Origin of the sequence: Stenotrophomonas sp. SMYL41, from assembly GCF_036319965.1 — a bacterium.
Lineage (GTDB): Bacteria > Pseudomonadota > Gammaproteobacteria > Xanthomonadales > Xanthomonadaceae > Stenotrophomonas > Stenotrophomonas maltophilia_R.
Genome location: NZ_JAWIRX010000028.1, coordinates 1 through 25,973, shown reverse-complemented (window position 1 = coordinate 25,973; position 25,973 = coordinate 1). Strand labels below are relative to the sequence as shown.

The window sequence follows — 25,973 nt, the reverse complement described above, 5'->3', positions numbered from 1 at the left end:
GCAGCAAGGCGAATGCTGCGCGCCCAAGGCCTGTGGTGCAAGCCACTTGCTGAATGGCCGACCACGCGCCATGTCAGGCCCCTGTCACACACGGGTAGTAGAACGATCCCAAACCTCCGGCAATCCTTCCCCCACACGGCGTTGAACGCGCAGCCCTCGCTGCGGCATCTTTATGCCGCCGGCCACTTCGCCCGCACTCTGGCCTGGTCGTTCGTGGACCTCGCGCTGGGCTTCTACCTGCACGCCCGGCTCGGACTGTCGGCTGCCCACACCGGCCAGCTGCTGGCGATCTCCCTGGCCTACAGCAGTGTTCTGGACCTGCTGCTGGCCGCCATGTTCACACGCCTGCGCAACCAGCATCGCCTCGCATTGCGCCTGCAGCTGATCGGCGGCCTTGGCACCGCCGCCAGTGCCTGCCTGCTGTTCAGCCCAGGTCCTGCAAACGGGTCCGCCTTCCTGCCGTTGCTGGCCGCGTCGTTGCTGTTCCGCACCTGTTATGCGGTCTACGACGTGGCCCAGAACGCGCTGACGTCATTGCTGCCCCGCGACGAAGACGAGGCCATGCGCTATGTCTCCACCCGCGCTGTGGTGGTGCCGATCTCCAAGCTATGCATCGCCGCAGCACTGTTCGGGGTGGTCGGCGCACCTGCCTCCCCAGGCAGCAGTGGCAACGAGTTGCTGATCGGCATGATCATCGGCGTCCTGATTACCTGCGCCGCGCTTCCCCTCGCCTGCGTTTCCACGCCCTCACGGCTCTCCGCAGCCAGGATGCCCGGTACCGGCGCCCTGCCCCTGCCGGCACTGCTGCCGGTTCTGCTGGCCGCAGCGGCAGAGACGGCGCTGGTTGGCCTGGCCGGGCGTCTGTTTCCCTTTGCCGACCAGGGCGCGACGCTGACCTTCGCCATGGTGGCAGGCATGGTGGTCGCGCCCTGGCTCTGCCTTCGCCTGCATTCTTCGCTACACAGCGAGACAGGAATGATCGCGTTGATGTCGGTGCTGGCCGTCGCTGCTGTCGGCGGATACCAGGTCAGGCCCTCCCTGCCTGTAGCGATTGCATGTGCTTCCGCCCATGGAGCCGCTGTGGCCAGCGTCGGCCTGGTGCTGTGGCGGCGGACCGCGCTGATCGCCCGTCGCCATGCCGCCCGCAGCGGACGCGAGGATGACCTGAGCTGTTTTGCCCTGCTCACTGGAACCATGAAACTGTCCATCGCCGCCTCCTCATTGCTGCTGGGCCAACTGCTGCCCGGCATACAGGCCGGTGATCCGGGCACCGCCGCCGCACTGATCGCGCTGGTCGCCGTCGGCAGCCTGCTGGCGCTGGCCGCATTGGCCTGGCCAAGCGCGCTGCCCCGTAGCGAGGGCCTGCAGCCATGAGCCTGGCTCCCACATCGCGGTTGCGCCACAAACCGCTGATCGCGCTGGATGCCGACCACAAGCGCATCATCTGGCTGTTGCGCACGATGGGTGCGGTTCCCCGCATCACCATCGCCCACCAGCTGGGCATGCACAACGGCGCGTTGACCCGCCTCGCGCGCGAACTGTTGATGCTTGAGGTGATCGAGGAACAGGGTCAACTGTCCGACGGCCAACGTGGGCGTCCCTCGGTGCCACTGGCGCTGTCCGGACGGGGTGGCTATGCCGCCGGTGCCACGGTGCATCCCGGTTGGCTGGAGATCGCGCTGGTGGATTTCGCCGGCCAGGTCATCGCCCGTGACGCCACCGCATTCGACAGCGCAGATCCCCGCGATTTCGTCCATCGCGTGGACCAGCGCCTACGCAGCCTCACCAGCAGCACCGGACTGATGCGCGCCCGCTTCCTGGGCCTCGGCGTGGCCGTTCCTGGGCCTGTGGTCGAAACCGGTCCGGCACGCCGGCACGCGGTGGACTGGCTGCATGGCTGGCGCGATATCGACAACGACCAGTTCTTCGAAGACTACTTCGGCTTCCCGGCCTGGGTGGAGAACGATGCGACCCTGGCGGCGTTGGCGGAGTACTACGACAGCGGGCTGATCCGCGACTGCGCGTCGGCGCTGCTGCTGTATGTCGGTCACGGCGTCGGCGGTGGCGTGATCCATCGGCGCGATGTGATGCGCGGTGAATTCGGCAATGCCGGCGACATCGGCCGCCTGTTCCGCATGGACGCACCGCGCCCCTCGGGCATCGACCTGCTGGGCACCCTGCGCGACGCCGGCGCCGGGATTCCTTCGCTGTTCGAGCTGGAGGCCTGCCTGGAAAGCCATGCCGGCATCATCAGTGCCTGGGCCGAACGCGCCGGAAATCAGCTGGGCGCAGCGGCCAATACGGGCGTCGCCTGGCTCGATCCGGGTGCCGTGATCCTGTCCGGTTCACTGCCCCGCCAGGTGCTTGACGCCTTGGGGCAATACCTGCAGCAGCCGGCACGCTGGAGCAGTGCGCTGGACAGCCTGCGCCTGCCGCAGGTGCATGTGTCACGACTGGGAGGGTCTGCGGTATCGGTGGGCGCGGCCCTGCTGCCAATCCATCAGCTCGGTGCCGATGCCATCGTTTAATTGTTTATTTCCGCCGAAGTAAACAATTCCGTCATCGCCCGCACCTACCGTGCAGCGGGTCCCCCTTCCCTGCATGGTCGCCCTCCGATGAACGTCAACCCCTTGGTCCTGGGTATCTCCCTGGCCTTGATCTCCCTGCATGGCAGCGCTTCCGCCCAGGACGCGCCGGTCCAGAGCAAGGACAGCACCGACGCCGCAACGCTGGATGCGGTGGTGGTCACCGGAGCGGCACGCACCCAGCGTCGCTTCGATGCGTCCTTCGCCGTCAATTCACTCAGCCGCGAAGACGTGCAGAAGCTCGCGCCGAAAAGCTACGCCGATCTGCTCGGCTCGGTGCCCGGCATCCATGTGGAAGCCACCGGGGGCGAGGTCCAGAACATCACCCGGCTGCGCGGCATTCCCACCGATCGCGGCTTCATCGCCTTCCAGCAGGATGGCCTGCCGCTCTACCAGGAGTTGGATGGCCACTTCTTCAATTCCGGCGACGGCATGAACCGTTTCGACGTGATGAACCAGCGGGTGGAGATCGTACGCGGTGGCCCGGCGCCGATCTATGCGAGCAGCGGCGGCGCCATCGTCAACAACATCCTGGCCGAGGGCTCCGAAGAGACCCACGGCAAGGCCCAGCTGACCATCGGCGATACCGGCCTGTACCGCGGCGAGGCGTACCAGTCGGGCGCGCTCGGCAAGGACACCTTCTATGCCGTCGGTGGCTTCCTGCGCCAGCATGACGGCTACCGCGACAACGGCTTCCCGAACGACAAGGGCGGGCAGATCCGCGGCAACATCAAGCACTACTTCGACGACACCAGCTGGTTCAAGGTCAGCGGTACCTTCGTCGATGATCACAATACGTTCTACCTGCCGATTCCGGTCGCCGACCCGCGCAATCCCAGCGTTCCGCTGGATCCCTACATCGACTACTTCGACGGCACCCTGAACTCGCCATCGCTGCGCAGCGTAAACCTCAAGTACCTCGATGGCGGCGGTGTCCTGCAGGGCATGAACCGCGATCTGGCCGACGGCCGCCACATGCGCTTCGGCAACATCGGCTTCCAGTACGAGAACACCGCCAGCGGGTGGACCCTGTCCCTGAAATCCGGCTACACCAAGGGCCGCAATACGTTCGACGCACTGTACTCGACCACCAACCCGGTCGACGCACGCAGCTTCGCCAACAGCTATCTGGGCGCGGCCCGCAGCGCCTTCGGTGCCGGCGTTGCGCGGATGGGCTACGCCCTGGCCGGCAGCAACGGAGCCATTGCCTACGATCCCTACGCCGACTCCGGCCTGGTGGTCTCGGCCCAGTACCGGGCAGCGGATTCGGACTTCTACTCCGGCCAGGCCGACTTCAGTGCGACACGGCTGTTTGAAACGGCCTGGGGCAGCCACGATCTGAACATCGGTGCATACACCGCCTTCTTCGGCACTACGTCCTTCAGCCTGTACCAGGACATGCTGATGGAGATGCGCGGCAAGCCACGCCTGCTGGATCTGGTGGCCTACGGCAATGATGGCACCCCGCTGGGCTATGTCACCGACAAGGGCACACTGCGTTACACCACCACCCTGAATCGCGGCAAGGTCGATGCCCGCATGTTCGCGGTGTATGCCAATGACACCTGGGCACTGACGGACCGCTTCAAGCTCGACGCCGGTATCCGCCATGAACGCTACCGCTATGAAGGCTATGCAGAGCAGACCGCCCAGGTCGACCTCGGTGATCGCGGCACACTCGCCGACAACACCACGCGCCGGTTCACCGGCGTCGTCCAGAACCATCGCCTGGATCCGTCCGCCACCAACTGGACGGTCGGTGCGAACTTCGACTTCACCCCTTCGATGGGCGCCTATGCCCGCGTGTCGCACATGGAGATCGTTCCCAACTCGTCGGTGGCACGCTCGATCGATCCCACCATCGTGCAGACCCAGCTGGACCAGTACGAGCTGGGCCTGAAGGCTGGTTTCGGCCGGTCCTATCTCTACCTGACCGCGTTCTACACGAAGTTCGATCCACTCAATGCCTCGTTCGTGGCGTTCAACCCAACCACCGGCCGCAATGACCAGTCGGTGCCCTTCATCGGCACCGCCGTCTCCAAGGGCATCGAACTGGACGGCCTGTTCCGGCCGCTGGACTGGTTCAGCATCGCCGGCTCGATCACGGTCAGCGATCCGCAGTACGACAGCCTGCAGAACGATTCCGGCGCGGATCCGGCCGCGGTCAATGGCAAGCAGATCGTCCGCGAACCCAAGCTCTACGGCAACCTGCGGCCGACCTTCAGCTTCCAGCACGGCCAGGACCAGTTCGAGACCTGGCTGCGGTACGACGTGGTCGGCAAGTCCTATGTCGACCTGTTCAACCAGACCGCGTTGCCGGCCTACCAGACCCTGGGCCTGGGCGTTTCATGGAAGCGCGGCAACTGGGGCGCACAGCTGGTGGGCGACAACCTGACCAATGAAAAGGGACTCACCGAAGGCAACACCCGCACCGATGCCCTGGCGGGCCAGGGTTCGGCCGAGGCAATCTATGGACGGCCGCTGTTTGGCCGCAACGTCCGCCTGATGGTCAGCAGGAGCTGGTGATGCATCGAAGATTGAGCTTGTCGCTCGCCCTGCTGGCGACTGCCATGCTGCCGATTGCGGCAGCCGCCGACGACCGCGACAGCGCTGCCCTGGCCGGACGCTTGTTCCCGACCCTTGTACAGCTGAAGCACGACGCACTGCCCGCGCCTGCGCGCGCCCTGATGGTCGAACGCGCGCAGCACATGACCGGCTGCCGGACCGCGGCCTGCACACTCGACGCGGCACGTTGGACGCCGGCGCAGGCCGATCTGCTGGCCGCCACGGTTCCGGCGCGTGCCGAGGCGATCACGCGGGAGCTGGCGGGCCTCAACAACGTCCTCTCCGTTTACGGCCATGGACAGCGGCCCCGCTACGACGCCATCGACGGCCCGATCGGCACGGCAGGCAGCACGCGCCTGGCGACCGATGTAGCCATTGCCATGCAGATGAGCGAGGTCGACGCCAGCGCGGCCTACACCGCATTCGATCGCAGCATCGCGGTGGCGGTGGGCCTGCTCGATGCCAATGACCGCCTCGATGCGATCCGCTTCGAGCCCATCAACGCAGGAATGAACGCCGCGCCATTCGCGCGCGCGCGGCAGCTCGATTGGTACGCGCATCCGTACACATCGATCATCGTGCTTGGGCAGGGCCCGGACGAACTGACCACCCCGCTCAGCGCTGGCAGCAAGCTGCGCCTGAAGGCGGCCGCGCAGCGCTACGCGGCAGGCGATGCGCCATTCATCATCGTCTCCGGTGGCGCCGTGCATCCACGCGGCACCCGTAGCGTCGAAGCGGTGCAGATGCGCGAAGCGCTGATCGCACGCTTCGGCGTTCCCGCAGATGCGATCATCATCGAGCCGTATGCCCGCCACACCACCACCAACCTGCGCAACGCGGCCCGGTTGCTGGCCGCGCTGCAGGCACCGCCGCAGCAACCGGCGCTGGTCGTCAGCAGTCCATCGCATATCGATTCAGTCGCCAGCAGCGGATTCGGTGACCGGAACCGCCGTGAGCTGGGCTACGTTCCCGGCAAGGTCGGTTCACGCATCTCACCGTACGCGATCACTTTCGTGCCAGCGCCCGAATCACTCCGCATCGATCCGATGGATCCACTGGATCCCTGAACGCACCGATGCAGCTTCAGCAACCGACCTTCATCGCGGACATCACGTTTCGCGGTGCCGCGTGCCAGCCCTGGTTGTAGAAGCCGATCTGCGAGCAGTACTGGCGGTCAAACAGGTTGTTGATGTTGACCGCCGCCGACACGTTGGAACTGAGCGGATAGAGCGCCATCCGGCCCGTGCAGTCCAGATAGCTCGCCAACAGCGGGAAGCCGCTGCCGCTACCCAGGCCGTCGAGGTCGGCAAGGGCGGGGCTGTGCATGTGCGCTCGTGAAGAATCCCGTATGAGAGCCGCTTTCATATCCGGCTCTTCCATATCCGGCTCGTCGGCAAGGCCGAATCCACCCTTGTTGACCCGAATCGTTATGTTATAACATTGCAACTCAACGTCACGAATCGAGTCATGCATCGCCATCTCCTTGCTGCAGCCATTCTGCTCGCCGCCCACACCGCGCAGGCCGCGGACGACCCCACCCTCCCCACCCTGCAGGTCCAGGCCACGCAGCCTTCCCGCATCGACAACCGGGTCACCATCGACAATCCGCAGGCGCAGAACCGCACCCTCGGCAGCCTGCTCGAACACGTCTCCGGCGTGCAGAGCAGCGCCTTCGGGCCAAACGCGGGCGCTCCGATCATCCGCAGCCTGAGCGGCAACCGCGTGCAGATCCTGCAGGACGGCCAGTCCATCCTGGGCATGAACGCGATCAGCGGCGACATCAACATTCCGTTCGATCCGCTGTTCGTGCGCAGCGTCGCCGTCAACAAATCCTCCGACACCGTGCGCTATGGCGGCAACGCGATCGGCGGCAGCGTGGAGATCGACTCGGGCCTGATCTCGCGCAGCATGGAAGACAAGGACCAGTCGATGGAACTGGTCCTGCGCAAGGGCTTCAACGCCGCCGACGCGCAGGGCTTCCGCATGAACTTCAACAACCAGCGCAATCTATCCACCAACCTGCAGGTCTCGCGCCAGCGCATCTCGCACTACGACATTCCCGGCAACAGCAAGGCCAGTGTCTGCAACAGCGGGCTGTTCCCGGTCGGCGGTGGCGTCAATTCGGCGCTGGCCGACAGCTGCCAGAAGGAAGCGCGCGTCCAGCAGCTCTACAACAAGGCCTCGCAGCCGTACATCGACCAGTTCATGACCGAAAACCCGGACTGGGCCGACGGCGATTTCTCGTTCTACACCAACAATCCCACCTCGGTCTGGCAGCGCCGCACCTACATCAATCCGGTCAACCCGGCCTATGTTGCCGGCACGCCGTCATACGTACAGAAGCAGATCAACAACGATGTCACCCCCGACTATCACCACCGGTTGGGCAACAGTTACGCGCGCAATTCGCAGGTGGCGTTCGGGTCGACCCTGTTCTTCGACCGCGGTTACGTGGGTGTCAGCATCGATGCCAAAGACAGCGAGTACGGCGTGCCGGGGTTCTCGATGCAGAACCTGTCGTTCGGTTCCAACTACGCCAACGCATTGCCGGTGGGCGTGGTGATCAAGCAGGAACGCTACGCACTGGAAGCCCTGTTGCGCGATCCGCTGCCGCTGTTCGAGCGCGCCGAACTGCGTGTCTCCAAGCTCGACAACACCTCGGGCGAACGGCTGGGTGCCACCCGGGCCAACGACTACGATTTCGAGAGCACCCAGGCCGAGCTGCTGCTCAGCCACCAGCGCGTCGGCCCGCTCAGCGGCCTGCTCGGCTTCAGCCATCAGTCGCGCGATGTCACCGGCAGCGGCTCGCTGCGCTACCTGCCTGATGTCGACACCCGCAGCAACGCGGTGTTCCTGAAGGAAACACTGGACTTCGGCTGGGCCAGCTTCGACGCTGGCGTGCGCCACGAGCGCGTTGACCATGATCTGCAACCCAGCCGCTTCAAGACCGCGCGCAATGCCGCTAACACAAAACTCCAGGACCGCGACTACCGGCTCAACAGCTACAGCCTGGGATCGTATGTCGAGCTCGGTCCATTGTTCGCCGCCAAGGTGCGCTACTCGTCCTCGCAGCGCGCACCGGAAATCAACGAGCTGTATGCCAGCAATGCGCACTATTCGGTGATGACCCAGGAAGAAGGCAACCAGAACCTGGAGCCGGAGCGCGCGAAGAACCTGGAACTGACCGGACTGTTCCACCTCGATGGTTTCGAGCTGTCCGCCACCGCGTACCAGATGCGGTACGAGAACTACCTCTACCTCGGCTACTCCGGACTGCAGACCGCCAATCGCCTGCCGCTGAAGTACTGGAAGCAGACCGGCACCACGGTGAAGGGCTTCGAGATCGACGCGTCGCAGGTAGTGGACCTTGGCCGCTACGGCACGTTGAACGTCTCCGCCTTCGCCGACCTGGTGAAGAACAAGGCCGACCACCCCGATTCGTTGCGCGCCCACAACGATGGCGAGTACCTGCCGAACATGCCGACCAACCGCTATGGCGCCAACCTGCAGTGGCAGCGCGAAGGCTGGAAGGCGCAGCTGTCGAGCACCTACTACGACACGCAGAAGTACCTCGGCCGCAACGTCAGCGAGGAAGTACCGCTGGATGCGTTCAACCTGGTCGACCTGCAGGTCAGCCGTGAGCTACCGGTACGCAACAGCTACATCGCCGGCATGGAGGTGTTCGTCAACGGCAGCAATCTGCTCAATGAAGAAGCACGCCCGCACAACTCGCCGCTGAAGTACATCGCGCCGCTGCCGGGGCGGGGCTTCCAGGTAGGGGTGACGGTGAAGCTCTGAGCAGAGCCGATTCGGCCGCCATCCAGCGATCAACGATCGCTGGATGGCACGCCGGGATCCTGCAGAAGCGCAAAGAAAAACGCCTGCAGTTCGAGGATCTGCAGGCGCTTCTTTGTATCTGGCGGAGTGAGAGGGATTCGAACCCTCGATAGAGCTTTTGACCCTATACTCCCTTAGCAGGGGAGCCCCTTCGGCCACTCGGGCATCACTCCGGGGTTTTCTCCGCGCCTGGTGCGTTGCACCTCAGCGGGGCGTGAATCATAACGTTAATCGGGTGCGAAGGTAAAGCGTTATTCGGCAGAATTTTCGCTACCGGTGCCACCGGCTTCATCACCACGCTGGATGCGCTGGTAGATCTCTTCGCGATGCACAGCGACGTCCTTCGGCGCAGTGATGCCGATACGCACCTGGTTACCCTTGACGCCAAGCACGGTGACGCTCACCGAGTCACCGATCATCAGGGTTTCGCCGACGCGGCGAGTCAGGATCAACATTTTTGTAAGTCTCCATGGAACCGTGTGGAAGGGTATCCCCCACCGGCTTGACGCTCCGTCAAGAAGCGCTACCACGACAAAGGGAAAAGATTCGCAATGGTACCGTCAGCCGTCCCGCTCCTACAAGGAGGGGGACGGCAGGGTTCATCACAGGCGGGGGCTGACCCATTCGACGACTGCAGCCAGCGCAGTAGCAAGGGCGGGCCCGTCCTCGCCACCACCCTGGGCGAGGTCCGGGCGTCCGCCGCCCTTGCCCCCGATCTGACCGGCGATATGGGACAACAGTTCCCCGGCCTTGACCTTGCCCATTGCGCTGCCGTTCACACCGGCGACCAAGGCAGCCTTGCCGTCCTGGGCGCCGGCCAGCACGATCACCGCGTCGCCCAGCTGCTGCTTCAGGCGGTCCATGGCATCACGCAGGGCCTTGGCGTCGAAGCCCTCCAGGCGCGCGGCCAGCACCTTCACACCGGCGACCTCGACGGCCTGGCCGGACAGGTCGGCCGTGGCACCGGCGGCGACCTTGGCCTTCACGGCCTCCAGTTCGCGCTCCAGCTGCTTCTGCCGCTGGCCGAGCGCACGGATCTTCTCGACCACGTCGGCAGCGCTGCCGCCGAGCAGGTCGGCGGCTTCGGCCAGGCGGGCCTCTTCGGCGTCCACGTAGTCCAGGGCGCCCTGGCCGGTGACGGCCTCAATGCGGCGCACGCCGGCGGAAACACCGCCCTCGGAGGTGATCTTGAACAGGCCGATATCGCCGGTACGGCTGACGTGGGTGCCACCGCACAGCTCGGTGGAGTAGTCACCCATCTTCAGCACGCGCACATGCTCGCCGTACTTCTCGCCGAACAGGGCCATCGCGCCGAAGTCCAGCGCTTCCTGCATGCCCATGGTGTGCACTTCGGCGGCATTGTTGGCGCGCACCTGCTGGTTGACCTTGCGTTCGATCACGGCCAGCTCTTCGGCGCTGATCGGCTGGAAGTGCGAGAAGTCGAAGCGCAGGCGGTCCGGAGCGACCAGCGAACCCTTCTGCTGCACATGGGTGCCCAGCACTTCGCGCAGCGCGGCGTGCAGCAGGTGGGTTGCCGAATGGTTGAGGATGGTGGCGCCACGGCGCTCGCCATCAACCTGGCCGGACAGCACGTCGCCGACCTTAAGGCCGCCTTCGGACAGGGTGCCGACGTGGCCATGGAACTGGCCGGCGAACTTCTGGGTGTCCTCCACCGCCAGGCGCACGCCGTTGCCGGTCAGAACGCCGGTGTCGCCGACCTGGCCACCGGATTCGGCGTAGAACGGAGTCTGGTTGGTGATGACGATGACCGCATCACCCGCATCGGCCGACTGCACTGGACGACCGTCCTTGAGCAGGGCCAGCACGCTCAGTCCGTCGGCCTGCAGGCGGTCATAGCCCAGGAACACGGTCGGGCTGAGGGTGGCCACCAGCTCGGCCGGCAGGGTCACGCCGCCGCCGAACTTGCCCGCGGCGCGTGCGGTCTCGCGCTGCTGTTCCATCGCGGCATCGAAGCCGGCGATGTCGACCGTCAGCTCGCGCTCGCGGGCGATGTCCTGGGTCAGGTCGAGTGGGAAGCCATAGGTGTCGTAGAGGCGGAAGGCGTCAACGCCTGGGATCACGCCATCGTTGGCCTTGCCGGCCACGTCCTCGAAGATCTTCATGCCCGCATCGAGGGTTTCAGCGAAGCGCTCTTCCTCGGCCTGCAGCGCACGGGTCACGGTGTCCACCGCCGCCGGAAGTTCCGGATAGGCCTCACCCATCTGCTCGACCAGCGTCGGCACCAGCTTGCTGAAGAACGGCTGGCGCACGCCCAGCATCCAGCCATGGCGCAGGGCACGGCGGATGATACGGCGCAGCACGTAGCCGCGGCCTTCATTGGACGGCAGCACGCCATCGACGATCAGGAACGAGCAGGCACGGATGTGATCGGCAATCACGCGCAGCGACTTGTTTTCCAGGTCAGCAGTACCGGTCAGCTCGGAAGCCTTGCGGATCAGTGCCTGGAACAGGTCGATCTCGTAGTTGGTATGCACGTGCTGCAGGATCGCCGCCAGGCGCTCCAGGCCCATGCCGGTATCCACGCAGGGCGCCGGCAGCGGCACCAGGGTGCCGTCGGGCTGTCGATCGAACTGCATGAACACCAGGTTCCAGATTTCGATGAAGCGGTCGCCGTCTTCATCCGGGGAACCCGGGGGGCCACCAGCGATATGGTCGCCGTGATCATAGAAGATCTCGGTGCACGGGCCGCAGGGGCCGGTGTCGGCCATCTGCCAGAAGTTGTCCGAGGCGAACGGTGCGCCCTTGTTGTCGCCGATGCGCACGATACGCTCTTCCGGCACGCCGACCATGTCGCGCCACAGCGCGTAGGCTTCGTCGTCGGTCTGGTAGACGGTCACCAGCAGGCGCTCGGCCGGCAGTTTCCAGACCTGGGTCAGCAGCTCCCAGGCCCAGGCGATCGCGTCCTTCTTGAAGTAATCGCCGAACGACCAGTTGCCCAGCATTTCGAAGAAGGTGTGGTGGCGTGCGGTGTAGCCGACCTGGTCAAGGTCGTTGTGCTTGCCGCCCGCGCGCAGGCAGCGCTGCACGTCGGCCGCGCGCACGTAGCTGCGCTTCTCCGCACCAAGGAACACGTCCTTGAACTGCACCATGCCGGAGTTGGTGAACAGCAGGGTCGGATCATTGCCCGGCACCAGCGGCGCCGACGGCACGATGGTGTGGCCTTTGCCCTTGAAGAATTCAAGGAAGTCGCTGCGGATCTGGGAAGTCGTGAATTTGGCGGATGCGTTCATTGGGGGCTGGCAGTCTGCGGGCCGACGGACCCGGGGACCACCGGCCGCGTTGGCCAGGGTCCACGAGGGACCGCCGAAAACCTAAAGGGTATCAGGCCCGGCGCCGCCAGTCTCAGTCATCCGGGTCGTAGCGGGTCGCACGGCGGATACTGTCACCGTCAAAGCCCCGCCGGGCCAGCAGATCGGCAGCCTTGCGCCGCTGCGTCAGGTCCTGCGGGCCGGCCTCGCCGAAGCGGCGGCGCACCAGATCACGGGCATTTTCCTGCCAGTCGCCTTCGTAGCTGTCCATCGCTGCCGCAATCGCGGCGCTGTCCAGGCCATGGGTACCCAGCTCGGCACGGACATGGATCGGGCCATAGCCGGTGTTGGCGCGCATCCGGACCAGGTTCTCGGCAAATCGGGTGTCGTCCTGCCAGCCGGCCTCGGTCAGCTTGTCGACAGCGGCCTGCGCGGCTTCGTCTTCGATGCCACGGGCGGTCAGCTTACGGGCGAGTTCCTTGCGCGAGTGCTCGCGGCGGACCAGCAGGCCCAGTGCCCGTTGCACGGGCGTCTGCTCACGCGGCCGGCGCTTGCGGCCGGTGGGAATGTCGTCAGCGTCGGACATCGGTACTCCAAGGGTGGCGCCATCCATGGCGCCCTGCCCATCCCTGGGCGATTCGAACCTGCGGGACAGGGCGACGTCACTGACGGCGCCGCCCTGCCCCACAGCAAGCCTTACTCGTCGTCGCCTTCGTCGTCGCCTTCCTCACGGCTGGCTTCGGTCGGCTGGAACTTCTCTCGCAGCTCGGCTTCGAGCTTGGCTGCGACCGTCGGGTTGTCGCGCAGATAGCCTCGGGCATTGTCCTTGCCCTGGCCGATGCGTTCTTCGCCGTAGCTGTACCAGGCACCGGCCTTCTCGACCAGCTTGGCGTCCACACCCATGTCGATCAGCTCGCCTTCGCGGCTGATGCCTTCGCCGTACAGGATTTCAGTAATGACCTGCTTGAACGGAGGCGCCAGCTTGTTCTTGACGACCTTGATCTTGGTCTGGTTGCCAATGATCTCGTCGCCCTTCTTGATCGCGCCGATACGACGGATGTCCAGGCGGACCGAGGCGTAGAACTTCAGCGCGTTGCCGCCGGTGGTGGTTTCCGGGCTCTGGCCCGGCATCATCACACCGATCTTCATGCGCAGCTGGTTAATGAAGACCACGAGGGTGTTGGAGCGCTTGATGTTGCCGGTCAGCTTGCGCAGCGCCTGGCTCATCAGGCGAGCCTGCAGGCCCGGCAGCTGATCACCCATCTCGCCCTCGATTTCGGCCTTCGGGGTCAGCGCGGCAACCGAGTCGACCACCAGGATGTCGACCGAACCGGAACGGACCAGCATGTCGGCGATTTCCAACGCCTGCTCACCGGTATCCGGCTGCGACAGCAGCAGGTCGTCCACGTTCACGCCCAGCTTGGCGGCGTAGATCGGGTCCAGCGCGTGCTCGGCGTCGATGAAGGCCGCGGTGCCGCCCATCTTCTGGCATTCGGCGATGGCCTGCAGGGTCAGCGTGGTCTTGCCCGAGGATTCCGGCCCGTAGATTTCAACGACACGGCCCTTCGGCAGACCGCCAATGCCCAGCGCGATGTCGAGCATCAGCGAACCGGTCGGAATGGCTTCGACGGGCTCGACCACGCGGTCGCCCATGCGCATCACCGAGCCCTTGCCGAACTGCTTTTCGATCTGGCCCAGAGCTGCAGCGAGGGCGCGCTTCTTGTTCTCGTCCATCGGATTGGTCCTTGCAGAGGTCGTGTCGTTGGGGGTGCTGTCTTTGGGGGTCTTCTTTGCCATGGGTTCACTTTAAGTCGGACGTATCGCACAGGCTGAGATTCTGCCCGGCGCTCTGAAAAGAATTATCGGACATCCGTACCAACCTCAGTGGAACCAGAGAATCGCCACAAAAGACCGCGGGGTAATGCGCTATGGAGCAGGTCAACGGTTGGGCCGCAGCAGCCCGCAATAGAGGCCTTCGATCGCGAAGTCCTGATCCGGCAGCACCTCGATCGGCTTGTAGTCGGGGTTGCGCGGCAGCAGGCGGATGCGGTCCTTGGCGATCTTCAGCAGCTTCACCGTGATCTCGTCATCGATGCGGGCCACCACGATCTGTCCGGAATGGGCGTCTCGGGTGCGGTGCACGCCGATCAGGTCACCGTCGAAGATGCCCTCGTCGATCATCGAATCGCCCTGCACCTTCAGCAGGTAATCCGGCGCTGGCGAGAAGAACACCCGGTCCAGCACTACGAAATCGTCCGAGCCGATGTCGGCGCCGATCGGCAGGCCGGCCGCGACCCGGCCCAGCACCGGCAGGCGCAGGACGCTGTCGGGCAGGCCCGGCTCGGCCAGCTTTTCGACCGGCGGCGCCTGCACCAGGCGGATGCCGCGGGCCTGGCCTGGGATGCGACGGATCGCACCGGCCTGCTCCAGGGCTTCCAGGTGATACTGGGCTGCGCGCACGCCCTTGAAGCCAAACGCACGTGCGATTTCAGTCTGCGACGGCGGGGCGCCTTCGCTCTCGATACGCTCGGCGATCAACTGCAGGATCGCCTGCTGGGTGTCGGTCAGGTCCATGGTTAGTAGTATTACTACTAACTAACAGGACTGCAAGTGCCGGGGCGACACGGCAACATCCGTCGTGCCCAGCCACGCGAGGCAATCGTCGCCGGCTTGGCCCGGCCGGCAGAGACAAAGCCGAGAGCAAAAGCAGCCGACCAACGGTCGGCTCTAGGAATCGCGCAGCGATTCCGCGGTTCCCCGTTGGGAACAGATGCGGTAAACACACTCATGTGTGCCTGCCGCTTCTCCATATCGAAACCAGGATCCACACGCCGCAGACGCCGGCGCCGATGAAGCCGCACACGCCCAGCGCCAGCAGCCAACGGCTCGAGACGCCACCAACACTGTGCATCACGATCGACGAGCCGATGATCAATGCGGCGGTGACGATGCCCACCACCAGCCGGTTCGCGGCGCGGTTGACCTGCTCGCCGAAGCCCTCCAATGCACTGGTTTCCACCTTCAACTGCAGGCGTCCTCGGCGCGCCGCCTGGACCAGCTTGCGCAGGTCGCGGGGCAGCTCACCGGCAAAGTCGACCAGGCCCAGCAGGCTGCGCCGTCCACGCTTGAGCAGCGCCTTGGGCGCATAACGCTGCAGCACCACCCGCTCCAGGAACGGGCGCGCAGCACTGGCCATGTCGAAATCAGGGTCCAGCTGCCGACCCATCCCTTCCAAGGTCAGGAACGCCTTGATCATCAACGCCAGGTCGGCCGGCAGGGTCAGGCTGTAGCTGCGCAGCAGCTGGGTGATGTCACCCAGCATCAGGCCGATCCGCAGGTCCTTCAGCGGCACGCCGCGGTACTGGTCGACGAACTGGCTGATGTCGTGCTGCAGCCGGTTCTCATCCACTTCCACGCCGCCGGCCCAGTCCAGCAGCACGTCCGCCACGCCCTGCGGGTCCTGCTCGACCAGGCCATGCAGCAGTTGTGCGACCTGGAAGCGGCGCACTTCCGACAACGCACCGACCATGCCGAAATCGATCACACCAATGCGGCCGTCACGCAGGTAGATGATGTTGCCGGGGTGCGGATCGGCGTGGAAGCTGCCGTCCTCCAGCACCATCTTCAGCACGATGTCGGCACCACGCCGTGCCAGCTCGCGCCGGTCCAGGCCCGCCGCGTCGACGCCGGCCAGGTTGCGCCCGGGAATGCCGTCGACGAAGTCCTGCACGTTCAGGCTTTCGCAGGTCCACTGCCAGTGCACGCCGGGAATCAGGATGTCGTCGCGGCCTTTGAAGTTGCGCGCGATGCGCTCGGCGTTGCGGCATTCGGCGGCGAAATCCAGCTCACGGCGCAGCGATACGGTGAACTGCTGCACGACCTCGGCCGGGCGATAGCGGCGCAGGTCCGGCAGGCGCGCCTCGACGATCTCGGCCAGCCGCGCCAGCAGCCGCAGGTCGGCCTCGACCACATCGCGGATGCCGGGCCGCCGCACCTTCAGCACCACCTCGCGGCCGTCATGCAGGCGCGCACGATGGGCCTGCGCCAGCGAGGCGGCGGCCATCGGGGTTTCATCGAGGAAGGCGAACACCTCTGCAGGCGATGCGCCCAGGTCGGCCTCCAGCTGCTCGCGGATGTCGGCATACGGCAGCGCCGGCACCGCGTTCTGCAGTTCGGACAGTTCGGCGATCCATTCCGGCGGCAGCAGGTCAACGCGCGTCGCCAGCACCTGGCCCAGCTTGACGAAGGTCGGGCCGAGATCCTGCATCGCGCTGCGCACGCGCACCGGCGCGGTCATCCGCAGCAGCTCCTGCCGCTCTTCGTTCCAGTGCAGCAGGCGCCCTGCCCGCTCCAGCGTGGTGGCCAGGCCGATGCGCCGCACCACGTCGCCGAAGCCATAGCGGATCAGGACGACGGCGATTTCCTGCAGTCGGCCCAGGTCACGGACCGTGCCCAGCGTTTCCCACATCATGCGTGCTCCGGACGATTACCGGAGCAGCATGTCACAGCTGGGCGTCGATACCGCGCAATGCCGCCGCCACGGTTTGCCGGCGGATGGCTTCGCGGTCGCCGTCGAACTGGAAGAGTTCGGCACGGGCGTAGCCGCCACGGCGCTTCCAACCGATCCAGACACTGCCGACCGGCTTGTCCGGACTGCCACCGCCGGGGCCGGCGATACCGGTCACCGCCACGGCGATGCCGGCACCGGAATTGACCAGTGCGCCAGACACCATCTCCAGCACGGTTTCGCGGCTGACCGCACCGAACTGCTCCAGGGTCTGCGCGCGCACACCGAGCAGGCGCTGCTTGGCCTCGTAGCTGTAGACCACCATGCCGCAGTCGAAGAACGCCGAGGAACCGGCGATATCGGTCATGCACTTGGCGATCCAGCCGCCACTGCAGCTTTCGGCCGTGACCAGCTGCAGCGAGGCCTGTTGCAGGCGCTGCCCGAGCGCGGCGGACTGGGCGTTGAGATCGGCGTCGGTGGGGATGGACATCGGCATGACGGTGGGGTGAAGAACCTGCACGTTGTACCGCAGATGACAGGTTGATGTCGCGGGCCGCCGCGATGGCAGCGGCCGGGTGTAGCCCGGCGCTACCTCACCACTCCGGCAGTTTCTCCGGCAGCAGCGCCCGGATCGGCGCGCCTTCGGCACTGGCGGCCAGCTTCTCGGCTTCGGCGATCGGCAGGTCCACCTGCAGCAGCCAGCCCTCTTCATCGGCCTGTTCGCTACGGATCACTTCCAGCTGGTGCAGGCGCGCACGCAGGCGGCCGGCATCCGGCGGCAGGCGCAGTTCACCGGTCACGTGCTGCAAGCCCAGGCGCCTGCCCAGCACTGCCTGCAGCAGCTCAAGGCCCTGCCCGTCGCGCGCGGAAATCCAGACGCGTTCACGACGCGACTCGTCGGGCACGCCATCCTGGCCATCGTGGCGGACGTCGGCACCGTCGATGCGGTCGATCTTGTTGAACACCAGCAGCTGCGGCAGATCACCGGCACCGACCGCGGTCAGCACCTCGTCCACCTGCGCGATGCGCTCCTCGCGATGCGGATCGGCAGCATCGACCACGTGCAGCAGGAAATCGGCCTCGCGCGCCTCGGACAGGGTCGAGCGGAACGCGGCGACCAGATCATGTGGCAGATCACGGACGAAGCCGACGGTGTCGGCCAGCACCACGTTGCCGCCCGGCACCGCGATGCGGCGCACGGTCGGATCCAGCGTTGCGAACAGCTGGTCGGCGGCGTAGGCCTCAGCGCCGGTCATGGCGTTGAACAGGGTCGATTTGCCGGCATTGGTGTAGCCCACCAGGGCGACACGCGGCAGTTCGCTGCGCACGCGCGCACGGCGCATCTGGGTGCGCTGCACTTCCACCTTTTCCAGGCGCTTCTGCAGCTGCTCGACCCGCTTCTGCAGCAGGCGGCGGTCGGTTTCCAGCTGGGTTTCGCCCGGGCCGCGCAGGCCGATCGAACCACCGCGCTGGCGCTCCAGGTGGGTCCAGCCGCGGACCAGCCGCGTGGCCAGGTGACGCAGCTGCGCCAGCTCGACCTGCAGCTTGCCTTCGTGGCTGTGCGCACGCTGGGCGAAGATGTCCAGGATCAGGCCGGTACGGTCGATCACCCGGCGCTCGAGGAAGCGTTCCAGGTTGCGCTCCTGGCCCGGGCTCAACGCATGGTTGACCAGGATCAGGTCGGCACCGCTGGCGTCGGCCGCGGCCTTGATCTCGTCCAGCTTGCCGCTGCCGATCAGGGTCGATGGATTCGGACGATCCAGGCGCGCGGTGATCGTCGCGGCGATGCTGGCCCCGGCCGAGCGGGCCAGATCACCGAACTCTTCAAGCACATCGTCTTCCAGCTTGCCGAAATGGGGCTGGATCAACAGGGCGTGTTCGCCCTTTTTCGAGCGGTCAAACATTCACCGCTCCGGTATTACTCGTCTGCTTCATCACCTGCCTGACCACCTTCACCCGACTGCACGTAACCACCGCCCGGACCGACCTTCACATTGCGTGCCGGAACGACCGTGGAAATGGCGTGCTTGTAGACCATCTGACTGACCGTATTGCGCAGCAGGACCACGAACTGGTCGAACGACTCGATCGTGCCCTGCAGCTTGATGCCGTTCACCAGGTACACCGAAACCGGCACGCGTTCGCGCCGCAGTGCGTTCAAGAAAGGATCCTGCAGCGATTGCCCCTTGGACATTGCACACTCCTGATTATTGTTCTTATTGGGTTGCCGACGGTTGCCACGGCCCCCGAGCCGCCCGCCGACCGATGATGTTACACGGCTGGCGGGACTTCAGCGTGCGACAAAGGTCGACACCGCGCCGGCCAGGCGCTCCTGGTCGATATGGGGGTCGAACCAGCGCGCATCAAGCTCGCCGCGCAGCCAGGTCAGCTGGCGCTTGGCCAGCTGGCGGGTGGCGAAGATCGCCTTGTCACGGAAACGGGCGGCATCGCCCTCCCCGTCCAGGTACTCCCAGGCCTGGCGATAGCCGACCGCACGCACCGCTGGCAGGTCCAACGGCGCCTCCACGGCGGCCATTTCCGGCATCGCCCTCAGCGCCCGTACCTCGTCCAGAAAACCCTGCGCCAGCATGGCGTCGAAGCGCGCCTCGATGCGCTGGTGCAGTACCGCGCGTTCACGCGGGGCCAGGATCAGCTTGAGCGTGCGCACCGGCAACGGCGCCACACCCGGCCGGCGCTGCCATTCAGTGATGGGGGTGCCAGTCAGGCGATAGACCTCCAGCGCCCGCTGGATGCGCTGCGGGTCGCTGGCATGGATGCGTGCGGCAGCGGCCGGATCGACCCTGGCCAGTTCGGCATGCAGCGCGGCCCAGCCGCGCTCGGCGGCTTCGGCTGCCAACGTCGCACGCATCCCCGGGTCGGCCTCGGGCATCGGCGACAGGCCCTGCAGCAGCGAACGGAAGTACAGGCCGGTGCCACCGGCCAGGATCGGCGTTCTGCCACGCGCCACGATGTCGGCCACGACCCGGCCGGCATCGGCAGCGAACTCCGCCGCCGAGTAGGTCTGCCAGGGATCGCGCAGGTCCAGCAGATGGTGAGGTGCCTGCGCGCGCTCGGCCGCATCGGGCTTGGCCGAACCGATATCCAGGTGGCGGTACACCAGTGCCGAATCGACGCTGACGATCTCGCCGTCCAGCTGTTGCGCCAGGGCGATCGCGGTGGCGGTCTTGCCACTGGCGGTCGGGCCCATCACGGCGATCGCCAATGGCCGCCGGTCGCTGGCCATCAGTCTTCGTCCGGCCAGCGGATCGTCGGCGTGGCGTCGGCGCGCGGCGTAGGCACCGCCTCGACCGCCTGCCAGATCTTCAGCGCATCGACGGTGGGCGCCACGTCATGCACGCGCACGATGCGTGCGCCGCGCTGCACCGCGATCAGATGCGCGGCCACCGAGGCCGCTACCCGTTCGGACGGCATGTCGCGGCCAGTCAGTTCACCGAGGCTGCGCTTGCGCGACAGGCCGGCCAGCATCGGTACACCCAGTTCCACGAAGCGGTCCGAGCGCGCCAGCAGAGTCATGTTGTGGGCAGTGGTCTTGCCGAAGCCGAAACCGAGATCAATCAGCAGGTTCTTCTTCGCGATGCCGGCCATTTCTGCAGCGAACAGGCGCTGCACCAGGAAACCGTGCACCTCGGCAACCACGTCGTCGTAGTGCGGATCGGCCTGCATGTGGCCGGGCTCGCCCTGCATGTGCATCAGCACCACCGGCACGCCGGCCTCAGCAGCGGCGTCCAGCGCCCCGTCCTGGCGCAGGCCATAGATGTCATTGATCATGCCGGCACCAGCAGCCACCGCCGCACGCATCACCTCCGGCTTGAAGGTGTCGATGCTGATCGGCACCTGGGTCCGGGCCGCCAACTGCTCGATCACCGGGATCACCCGGCGCAGCTCTTCCTCGACCGATACCGGCGCGGCGCCCGGGCGGGTCGATTCGCCGCCGACATCCAGCAGATCTGCGCCCTCCTCGACCAGCTTCAGGCCATGCGCGACCGCGGCCGCGGTGGTGTCGTGCGCGCCGCCATCGGAAAACGAGTCCGGGGTGACGTTGACGATGCCCATGACACGGGCACGGTCGAGGCACAGGATCCGGCCGGCGCAATCGAGCTGGGGCGAGGTATCGAACATGGGCAATCCTGCAGGGACAACGGCGGGTAGTTTAGTTCGGCAGGGCGGCGCCCTGCACCCGCAAAGGCAACGGCCACAGCAAGAGCCCAAGCAACAGGAGAAGCTGGTTTCCTGAGGGTAGCCGGGGTGGGTCCGGTTGCGGGAGACGCCGTAAACCCATCCATGGGGGCTTGGCCGCGGCATCCATGCCGCGGACACTCCCGCAACCCGCCCCACCCCGCCTTCGACAGATTTCTGCGATCTGTCGGAGCACGGGGTCGGATCCCGTTGCTGCGCAACGGGCTCTGACCCCAATCTGGAATTCGATATCTGACAGATGTGTCGACCAAGGTCGACACCTACCAACAACCGCGCGTTCCAACAGTCGCCGTTACCCACAGCCGCGTGAACCTGTCAGAGGTGGCGCGGTGTGGGTGGGCAGGACCGTTGGCGCCATGGATCGCGCTATCGAGCCGTCATGGACGGGTTTACGGCATGTCCTGCCCACCCACACCGCCCCGTCCCCCGAGGAATGCCCGCTTCTGCTGTTGCTGTTGAGGTTGCCGGTCAGCGGCCGGCACTACCGCAGGTGCAGGGCGCAGCCCTGCCGATACCCCTCAACGGCGTCGGCGCTTGCGGTCCACGTACAGGGTCTTGGCGATGCTCAGCACGATGCCGACCGCGATACCCACCACGCAGCCCAGCAGCAGGTTGTCGGCCCCCAGGCCCACACCCACGCCGACCACGGTGGCGATGACCATTTCGGCCTTGTGGGAAATCGGTTCGGGCTTCGGGGCGGACATGCGGGCTCCAGCGTCAGTTCGGTTTTTCGGAATGGGCCAATGGCCCGGAAACGACGAAGCCGGGTCGCCCCGGCCTCGTCTGGTGTCACGTGCAGCGGGCCGTCAGTGCGACTCGGCCGGGCCTGCGATAGGTGGCAGCGGACGGGCGTCGCCGCCCTTGTCGTTGCCACCGTCCTTGTTCGACTTGTTCCAGCCGGCCGGCGGCGGCGGATCGCGGCCTTCCATGATGGCGTCGATCTGCGGCGCGTCGATGGTTTCGTACTGCAGCAGCAGCTGCGACATCGCATGCAGCTTGTCGATGTTGTCGGTCAACAGCTGCGTGGTGCGGGCGTAAGCCTTGTCGAGGATGTTGCGTACTTCCTCGTCGATGCGGCGCGCCGTGTCGTTGGACACACTCTTGTGCTGGGTGACCGAGCGGCCCAGGAACACTTCGTCGTCCTCTTCGCCATAGGCGATCGGGCCGAGCTGCTCGGACAGGCCCCACTTGGTGACCATGTTGCGGGCCATCTTGGTGGCACGCTCGATATCGTTGGAGGCACCGGTGGTGACCTTGTCCTCGCCGAAGATCAGCTCTTCAGCGACGCGGCCACCGTACAGCGAGCACAGCTGCGACTGGATCGCCACGCGGTTCATCGAGTACTTGTCGCCCTCCGGCAGGTACATGGTCACGCCCAGCGCACGGCCGCGCGGAATGATGGTGACCTTGTAGACCGGGTCATGCTCAGGCACCAGGCGGCCGACGATGGCATGGCCGGCTTCGTGGTAAGCGGTCAGGGTCTTCTCGTCCTCGCTCATGGCCATCGAGCGGCGCTCGGCGCCCATCAGGATCTTGTCGCGGGCACGGTCGAAGTGGTCCATCCGGACTTCCTTCTCGTTGCCACGCGCTGCGAACAGGGCGGCCTCGTTGCAGAGGTTGGCCAGATCCGCACCGGAGAAGCCCGGGGTACCGCGCGCAATTACCATCGGCTCGACGTCGTCGGCCAACGGCAGCTTGCGCATGTGCACCTTCAGGATGTGCTCGCGGCCCTTCACGTCCGGCAGGCCGACCACGACCTGGCGATCGAAACGGCCCGGACGCAGCAGTGCCGGATCCAGCACGTCCGGACGGTTGGTCGCGGCGATAACGATCACGCCCTCGCCACCTTCAAAACCGTCCATCTCGACCAGCAGCTGGTTCAGGGTCTGCTCGCGCTCGTCATGACCGCCGCCCAGGCCGGCACCACGGTGGCGACCGACGGCGTCGATTTCGTCGATGAAGATGATGCAGGGGGCATGCTTCTTGGCCTGCTCGAACATGTCGCGCACACGGCTGGCGCCCACACCCACGAACATTTCCACGAAGTCCGAACCGGAGATCGAGAAGAACGGCACCTTGGCTTCGCCGGCGATGGCCTTGGCCAGCAGCGTCTTGCCGGTACCCGGCGGGCCCACCATCAGCACGCCGCGCGGAATCTTGCCGCCCAGCTTCGTGAACTTGGACGGGTCGCGCAGGAAGTCGACCAGCTCGCCCACTTCTTCCTTGGCCTCGTCGCAGCCGGCGACGTCGGCGAAGGTAACCTTGATCTGGTCTTCGCCCTGCAGCTTGGCGCGCGACTTGCCGAAGGACATCGCGCCCTTGGCACCGCCGCCACCGCCTTGCATCTGGCGCATGATGAACAACCAGAAGCCGATGATCAGGATGACCGGCAGGAAATTCATCAGGATCGCGCCCAGCGAGATGCCGCTGGACGGCTCCTCCTGCACGATTTCCACGTTCTTGGTGCGCAGCACGTTGATCAGGTCACGATCGAACGGTGCGGTGATGGTGGACGACTGCCCACCCCGGGTGGTGTAGGTCAGCTGGCTGGTGCCACCGCGCATATCGCCGCCGAAGGCGACCTTCTGCACGTTGCCGCTGTCCACCTGGTCCAGGAACTGCGAGTACGACGCACCCTGCGCCCCAGCCCCGGAGGTCTTGGGCGAGAAGCTCTGGAAGACCACCATCAGCACGACGGCGACGACCACCCATAGCAGGAGGTTCTTGGTCAAGTCGTTCATCCTCATTGGCTCCGGTGTTCCTCTCAGTGCTGGCGTTGCGTTGGGGTCGAACTTGCGTACGTTACGAGCTTACTTCATGTGGGCGCGTTTTCCCTGACCCAAGGCATACACCTCGGGAGAGCGCTTGCGCGAGGCTTCCGGCTTGCGGATGGAGACCTTGTCGTACCGGCGGCGCATGTCGCGCACGTAGTCGTCAAAACCTTCGCCCTGGAACAGCTTGATCAGGAATGCCCCACCGGTCTTCAGGTGGTTGTCGGCAAAATCCAGGGCCAGCTCCGCCAGGTGCATCATCCGCGGCTGGTCGACCGCGCCCACACCACTCTTATTGGGGGCCATGTCCGACAGCACAAGGTCTACCGGCTGATCCCCGAGCATGGCTTCAAACTGCGATAGGACGGCTTCTTCCCTGAAGTCACCATGAAGGAACTCCACGCCGGCCAGGGGCGGCATGTCCAGGATGTCCAGGGCCAGCACGCGGCCGGTGTCGCCAATCTGTCTCCGAACCTGCTGAGACCAGCCACCCGGCGCCGCGCCCAGGTCGACCACCACCATGTGTGGCTTCAGCAACCGGTCACGTTCGAGCAGCTCCTCCAGCTTGTAGGCGGCGCGCGAGCGCATGCCTTCGGCCTGCGCCTTCTTCACGAAGGGGTCGGAGAAGTGTTCCTTGAGCCAGCGCTGGCTGCTTTTGCTGCGGGTAGCCATTGAAAATAGGGGCTGATGGGGTCCTCATGATACCCTGATCGCCCCATTCAACCGTGTTTTCCTGCATGTCCATCGCCCTGACCGCCTCCCAGACCCGTTTCCTGCGCGGCCAAGCCCACGACCTGAAGGCCCTGCTGCAGACCGGCGGCAAGGGCGTGACCCCGGCCTTCATCGCGGAGCTGAACGAAGTGCTGGAGCGCCACGAGCTGGTCAAGGTGAAGGTCGCTGCCGAGGATCGCGACGCCCGTGACGTGATGATCGGCGAGATCGTCGAAGCCACCGAAAGCGCGCTGGTGCAGCGCATCGGCCACGTTGCCGTGCTGTACCGCCCGAGCAAGGAACAGCGCCAGATCGTGCTGCCGCGCGGCTGAGCGCCCTGACCCCATGCAGCTGAACCACGAACCGCCTGACTACGCCTACAGCCTGCGCGCCGCCGATGGCCGCTCGGCCAAGGTCAACGACCAGGTGCTGGGCAGCAGCTTTTTCCTGACCCCGGACCAGCTGGTCACGCACTGGCCGGTGGCGAGTGCCGCTGCACTGCAACTGTCGGACCTGGAGCCGATCCTGGCGCTGAATCCGGCACTGATCGTGCTCGGCACCGGTGACCGCCAGGTGTTCCCGCCGGCGGTGGTGATGGCCGCCTGCCTGTCACGCGGGATCGGCCTGGAAGTGATGAACAACCCAGCCGCCGCACGCACCTTCAACATCCTGGCCGGCGAAGGCCGCAAGGTCGCGGCCGCCTTCATCCTGGAAGGCTGAGTTCGGGCCGCCGGGTGTGCCCCAGCGCTAGCCGCCCGAAGGTGTGCAGCGGAAGGCCGAGAACTGCTGCAGCCGTCCGATCAGGCTGCCGCCCTGCCCCCAGCGGATATCCATCACCTTCCAGTCCCGGTCCTGCCGCTGCAGCAGGACCCGGTCGGTCCAACGATGGTCGCCCACGGCCATGTCGACGCGGATCCAGGTGGCGTCACCGCTCGATCCGGGCATTCCCACGGATATCGTTTCCGGTCGATCCGGCGCCAGCAGATACGGACTCTGGTCGAGCATATGCGGCTTCTCGTCGTGCGCGGCCAACGCGGCACAGGCCCGCTCGTAAGCGCTCTGCGCGTCCAAGGCTGAGCGCAGGGCATCGCCCAGCAGTGACGGAATGGCCGCATCGTTCGAAGTCGGCGCCTGGAGCGCGTCGTAGAGACGGGTGACCACGTCACGCGGATCGCTGGCTGCTGCGGCCAGCGGCGCGACGATGAGCAGTGCGAGAGTGGAAGCAAAGCGGAACATGGGGCACCGGAGCGGATGGAACCGCTCAAGAATGCCGGGTCTTTCATTCGCCGTGAAGGTGAGCCTGCGACACACAAGATCGCAAATGACCGCATCTCTCCGGTACCCGAGTCGAGCACGGCTCGACGCTACAGGTCAGGAACGCCGGGCAATGCCCGGCGATACCAGATCCAACGTTGTCAACGCGCCGGCAGGTACTGCTGCGGGTCGACCGGCTTGCCGTTGTAGCGGGTGAGCCGACGGCGCTTGCGGGCCATGGGCCGCGCCGCCGGCG

At 65.8% G+C, this 25,973-nt stretch carries 23 protein-coding genes and 1 tRNA gene; 7 read left to right on the top strand and 17 right to left on the bottom strand.

What is annotated here, in order from left to right:
- The first annotated feature begins 12 nt into the window (after positions 1-12).
- From V3B30_RS21880 to V3B30_RS21865, 4 genes are all read left to right on the top strand, one after another.
- The gene (locus V3B30_RS21880; protein WP_262083944.1) at positions 13-1,374 is read left to right on the top strand and encodes an MFS transporter; all 1,362 of its coding nucleotides are present in this window, start codon (positions 13-15) and stop codon (positions 1,372-1,374) included.
- Positions 1,371-2,528 (top strand): ROK family protein, encoded by a 1,158-nt coding sequence (locus V3B30_RS21875; protein ID WP_262083945.1) that lies wholly within the window; start codon positions 1,371-1,373, stop codon positions 2,526-2,528. The genes V3B30_RS21880 and V3B30_RS21875 overlap by 4 nt, the downstream gene beginning before the upstream one ends.
- A gap of 87 nt (positions 2,529-2,615) precedes the next feature.
- On the top strand, positions 2,616-5,111 hold the full coding sequence (locus V3B30_RS21870; protein ID WP_262083946.1) for a TonB-dependent receptor: 2,496 nt from the start codon (positions 2,616-2,618) through the stop codon (positions 5,109-5,111).
- 11 nt (positions 5,112-5,122) lie between these two features.
- Entirely contained in the window at positions 5,123-6,217 is a 1,095-nt protein-coding gene (locus V3B30_RS21865; protein ID WP_262083947.1) for a YdcF family protein, read from the top strand.
- A 16-nt stretch (positions 6,218-6,233) separates the two neighbouring features.
- On the opposite strand, the gene V3B30_RS21860 is transcribed toward V3B30_RS21865, so the two are convergent.
- Complete coding sequence (locus V3B30_RS21860) at positions 6,234-6,623, bottom strand: hypothetical protein (RefSeq protein WP_262083954.1); 390 nt, start codon at positions 6,621-6,623, stop codon at positions 6,234-6,236.
- Between V3B30_RS21860 and V3B30_RS21855 the strand changes: the two genes are divergently transcribed.
- Positions 6,618-8,948 carry a TonB-dependent receptor gene (locus tag V3B30_RS21855; RefSeq protein WP_262083948.1) on the top strand — a complete coding sequence of 777 codons (2,331 nt, stop codon included), beginning with the start codon at positions 6,618-6,620 and terminating at the stop codon, positions 8,946-8,948. The genes V3B30_RS21860 and V3B30_RS21855 overlap by 6 nt on opposite strands.
- Before the next feature lie 119 nt (positions 8,949-9,067).
- Here V3B30_RS21855 and V3B30_RS21850 read toward each other — a convergent pair.
- The 15 genes from V3B30_RS21850 to rlmE all read right to left on the bottom strand — a co-directional run bounded on the left by V3B30_RS21850 (position 9,068) and on the right by rlmE (position 24,424).
- A tRNA-Ser gene (locus V3B30_RS21850) sits at positions 9,068-9,160 on the bottom strand.
- 78 nt (positions 9,161-9,238) lie between these two features.
- A complete protein-coding gene (csrA, locus tag V3B30_RS21845; RefSeq protein WP_004152909.1) occupies positions 9,239-9,442 on the bottom strand; it encodes a carbon storage regulator CsrA in 204 nt (67 codons plus the stop codon).
- Positions 9,443-9,589: 147 nt separating this feature from the next.
- Complete coding sequence (alaS, locus tag V3B30_RS21840; RefSeq protein WP_100471922.1) at positions 9,590-12,238, bottom strand: alanine--tRNA ligase; 2,649 nt, start codon at positions 12,236-12,238, stop codon at positions 9,590-9,592.
- A gap of 112 nt (positions 12,239-12,350) precedes the next feature.
- Positions 12,351-12,842: a recombination regulator RecX gene (gene recX, locus V3B30_RS21835; RefSeq protein WP_100471921.1), complete on the bottom strand. Its 492-nt coding sequence runs from the start codon at positions 12,840-12,842 to the stop codon at positions 12,351-12,353.
- 110 nt (positions 12,843-12,952) lie between these two features.
- On the bottom strand, positions 12,953-13,990 hold the full coding sequence (recA, locus tag V3B30_RS21830; protein ID WP_100471920.1) for a recombinase RecA: 1,038 nt from the start codon (positions 13,988-13,990) through the stop codon (positions 12,953-12,955).
- Positions 13,991-14,194: 204 nt separating this feature from the next.
- Positions 14,195-14,830: a transcriptional repressor LexA gene (gene lexA, locus V3B30_RS21825; RefSeq protein WP_005412936.1), complete on the bottom strand. Its 636-nt coding sequence runs from the start codon at positions 14,828-14,830 to the stop codon at positions 14,195-14,197.
- A 211-nt stretch (positions 14,831-15,041) separates the two neighbouring features.
- Entirely contained in the window at positions 15,042-16,724 is a 1,683-nt protein-coding gene (gene ubiB / locus V3B30_RS21820) for a 2-polyprenylphenol 6-hydroxylase (RefSeq protein WP_262083953.1), read from the bottom strand.
- Between the two features lie 34 nt (positions 16,725-16,758).
- Positions 16,759-17,253, bottom strand: a complete 495-nt coding sequence (locus V3B30_RS21815) for a nicotinamide-nucleotide amidohydrolase family protein (protein WP_005409020.1) — start codon at positions 17,251-17,253, stop codon at positions 16,759-16,761.
- Positions 17,254-17,356: 103 nt separating this feature from the next.
- On the bottom strand, positions 17,357-18,667 hold the full coding sequence (gene hflX, locus V3B30_RS21810; RefSeq protein WP_100471919.1) for a ribosome rescue GTPase HflX: 1,311 nt from the start codon (positions 18,665-18,667) through the stop codon (positions 17,357-17,359).
- Between the two features lie 14 nt (positions 18,668-18,681).
- On the bottom strand, positions 18,682-18,957 hold the full coding sequence (gene hfq, locus V3B30_RS21805) for an RNA chaperone Hfq (RefSeq protein ID WP_004152891.1): 276 nt from the start codon (positions 18,955-18,957) through the stop codon (positions 18,682-18,684).
- 96 nt (positions 18,958-19,053) lie between these two features.
- Positions 19,054-20,007, bottom strand: a complete 954-nt coding sequence (gene miaA, locus V3B30_RS21800; RefSeq protein ID WP_262083949.1) for a tRNA (adenosine(37)-N6)-dimethylallyltransferase MiaA — start codon at positions 20,005-20,007, stop codon at positions 19,054-19,056.
- Positions 20,007-20,903, bottom strand: coding sequence for a dihydropteroate synthase (gene folP / locus V3B30_RS21795; RefSeq protein WP_100471917.1), 897 nt, complete (start codon positions 20,901-20,903; stop codon positions 20,007-20,009). The genes miaA and folP overlap by 1 nt, the downstream gene beginning before the upstream one ends.
- Before the next feature lie 596 nt (positions 20,904-21,499).
- Positions 21,500-21,685, bottom strand: coding sequence for a hypothetical protein (locus V3B30_RS21790; RefSeq protein ID WP_100471916.1), 186 nt, complete (start codon positions 21,683-21,685; stop codon positions 21,500-21,502).
- A 102-nt stretch (positions 21,686-21,787) separates the two neighbouring features.
- Positions 21,788-23,722: an ATP-dependent zinc metalloprotease FtsH gene (ftsH, locus tag V3B30_RS21785; RefSeq protein WP_162292081.1), complete on the bottom strand. Its 1,935-nt coding sequence runs from the start codon at positions 23,720-23,722 to the stop codon at positions 21,788-21,790.
- 69 nt (positions 23,723-23,791) lie between these two features.
- Positions 23,792-24,424 (bottom strand): 23S rRNA (uridine(2552)-2'-O)-methyltransferase RlmE, encoded by a 633-nt coding sequence (gene rlmE, locus V3B30_RS21780; protein ID WP_005409014.1) that lies wholly within the window; start codon positions 24,422-24,424, stop codon positions 23,792-23,794.
- 65 nt (positions 24,425-24,489) lie between these two features.
- On the opposite strand from rlmE, the gene yhbY reads away from it, so the two are divergent.
- Positions 24,490-24,795: a ribosome assembly RNA-binding protein YhbY gene (gene yhbY, locus V3B30_RS21775; protein ID WP_004152868.1), complete on the top strand. Its 306-nt coding sequence runs from the start codon at positions 24,490-24,492 to the stop codon at positions 24,793-24,795.
- A gap of 13 nt (positions 24,796-24,808) precedes the next feature.
- On the top strand, positions 24,809-25,183 hold the full coding sequence (locus tag V3B30_RS21770) for an Mth938-like domain-containing protein (protein ID WP_100471914.1): 375 nt from the start codon (positions 24,809-24,811) through the stop codon (positions 25,181-25,183).
- A 27-nt stretch (positions 25,184-25,210) separates the two neighbouring features.
- Here V3B30_RS21770 and V3B30_RS21765 read toward each other — a convergent pair whose 3' ends face one another.
- Complete coding sequence (locus V3B30_RS21765; protein ID WP_262083950.1) at positions 25,211-25,699, bottom strand: hypothetical protein; 489 nt, start codon at positions 25,697-25,699, stop codon at positions 25,211-25,213.
- Positions 25,700-25,973 lie beyond the last annotated feature (274 nt).

What these genes read in the sequence shown, in the direction of transcription:
- V3B30_RS21855 (WP_262083948.1), top strand. Translation starts at nt 6,618, where the DNA reads ATGCATCGCCATCTCCTTGCTGCAGCCATTCTGCTCGCCGCCCACACC.
- miaA (WP_262083949.1), bottom strand. Translation starts at nt 20,007, where the DNA reads ATGGCCAGCGACCGGCGGCCATTGGCGATCGCCGTGATGGGCCCGACC.
- V3B30_RS21765 (WP_262083950.1), bottom strand. Translation starts at nt 25,699, where the DNA reads ATGTTCCGCTTTGCTTCCACTCTCGCACTGCTCATCGTCGCGCCGCTG.
- V3B30_RS21880 (WP_262083944.1), top strand. Translation starts at nt 13, where the DNA reads ATGCTGCGCGCCCAAGGCCTGTGGTGCAAGCCACTTGCTGAATGGCCG.
- V3B30_RS21875 (WP_262083945.1), top strand. Translation starts at nt 1,371, where the DNA reads ATGAGCCTGGCTCCCACATCGCGGTTGCGCCACAAACCGCTGATCGCG.
- lexA (WP_005412936.1), bottom strand. Translation starts at nt 14,830, where the DNA reads ATGGACCTGACCGACACCCAGCAGGCGATCCTGCAGTTGATCGCCGAG.
- ftsH (WP_162292081.1), bottom strand. Translation starts at nt 23,722, where the DNA reads ATGAACGACTTGACCAAGAACCTCCTGCTATGGGTGGTCGTCGCCGTC.
- folP (WP_100471917.1), bottom strand. Translation starts at nt 20,903, where the DNA reads ATGTTCGATACCTCGCCCCAGCTCGATTGCGCCGGCCGGATCCTGTGC.
- rlmE (WP_005409014.1), bottom strand. Translation starts at nt 24,424, where the DNA reads ATGGCTACCCGCAGCAAAAGCAGCCAGCGCTGGCTCAAGGAACACTTC.
- recA (WP_100471920.1), bottom strand. Translation starts at nt 13,990, where the DNA reads ATGGACGAGAACAAGAAGCGCGCCCTCGCTGCAGCTCTGGGCCAGATC.
- yhbY (WP_004152868.1), top strand. Translation starts at nt 24,490, where the DNA reads ATGTCCATCGCCCTGACCGCCTCCCAGACCCGTTTCCTGCGCGGCCAA.
- hfq (WP_004152891.1), bottom strand. Translation starts at nt 18,957, where the DNA reads ATGTCCAAGGGGCAATCGCTGCAGGATCCTTTCTTGAACGCACTGCGG.
- V3B30_RS21870 (WP_262083946.1), top strand. Translation starts at nt 2,616, where the DNA reads ATGAACGTCAACCCCTTGGTCCTGGGTATCTCCCTGGCCTTGATCTCC.
- hflX (WP_100471919.1), bottom strand. Translation starts at nt 18,667, where the DNA reads ATGTTTGACCGCTCGAAAAAGGGCGAACACGCCCTGTTGATCCAGCCC.
- alaS (WP_100471922.1), bottom strand. Translation starts at nt 12,238, where the DNA reads ATGAACGCATCCGCCAAATTCACGACTTCCCAGATCCGCAGCGACTTC.
- V3B30_RS21860 (WP_262083954.1), bottom strand. Translation starts at nt 6,623, where the DNA reads ATGCATGACTCGATTCGTGACGTTGAGTTGCAATGTTATAACATAACG.
- csrA (WP_004152909.1), bottom strand. Translation starts at nt 9,442, where the DNA reads ATGTTGATCCTGACTCGCCGCGTCGGCGAAACCCTGATGATCGGTGAC.
- V3B30_RS21815 (WP_005409020.1), bottom strand. Translation starts at nt 17,253, where the DNA reads ATGTCCATCCCCACCGACGCCGATCTCAACGCCCAGTCCGCCGCGCTC.
- recX (WP_100471921.1), bottom strand. Translation starts at nt 12,842, where the DNA reads ATGTCCGACGCTGACGACATTCCCACCGGCCGCAAGCGCCGGCCGCGT.
- ubiB (WP_262083953.1), bottom strand. Translation starts at nt 16,724, where the DNA reads ATGTGGGAAACGCTGGGCACGGTCCGTGACCTGGGCCGACTGCAGGAA.
- V3B30_RS21790 (WP_100471916.1), bottom strand. Translation starts at nt 21,685, where the DNA reads ATGTCCGCCCCGAAGCCCGAACCGATTTCCCACAAGGCCGAAATGGTC.
- V3B30_RS21770 (WP_100471914.1), top strand. Translation starts at nt 24,809, where the DNA reads ATGCAGCTGAACCACGAACCGCCTGACTACGCCTACAGCCTGCGCGCC.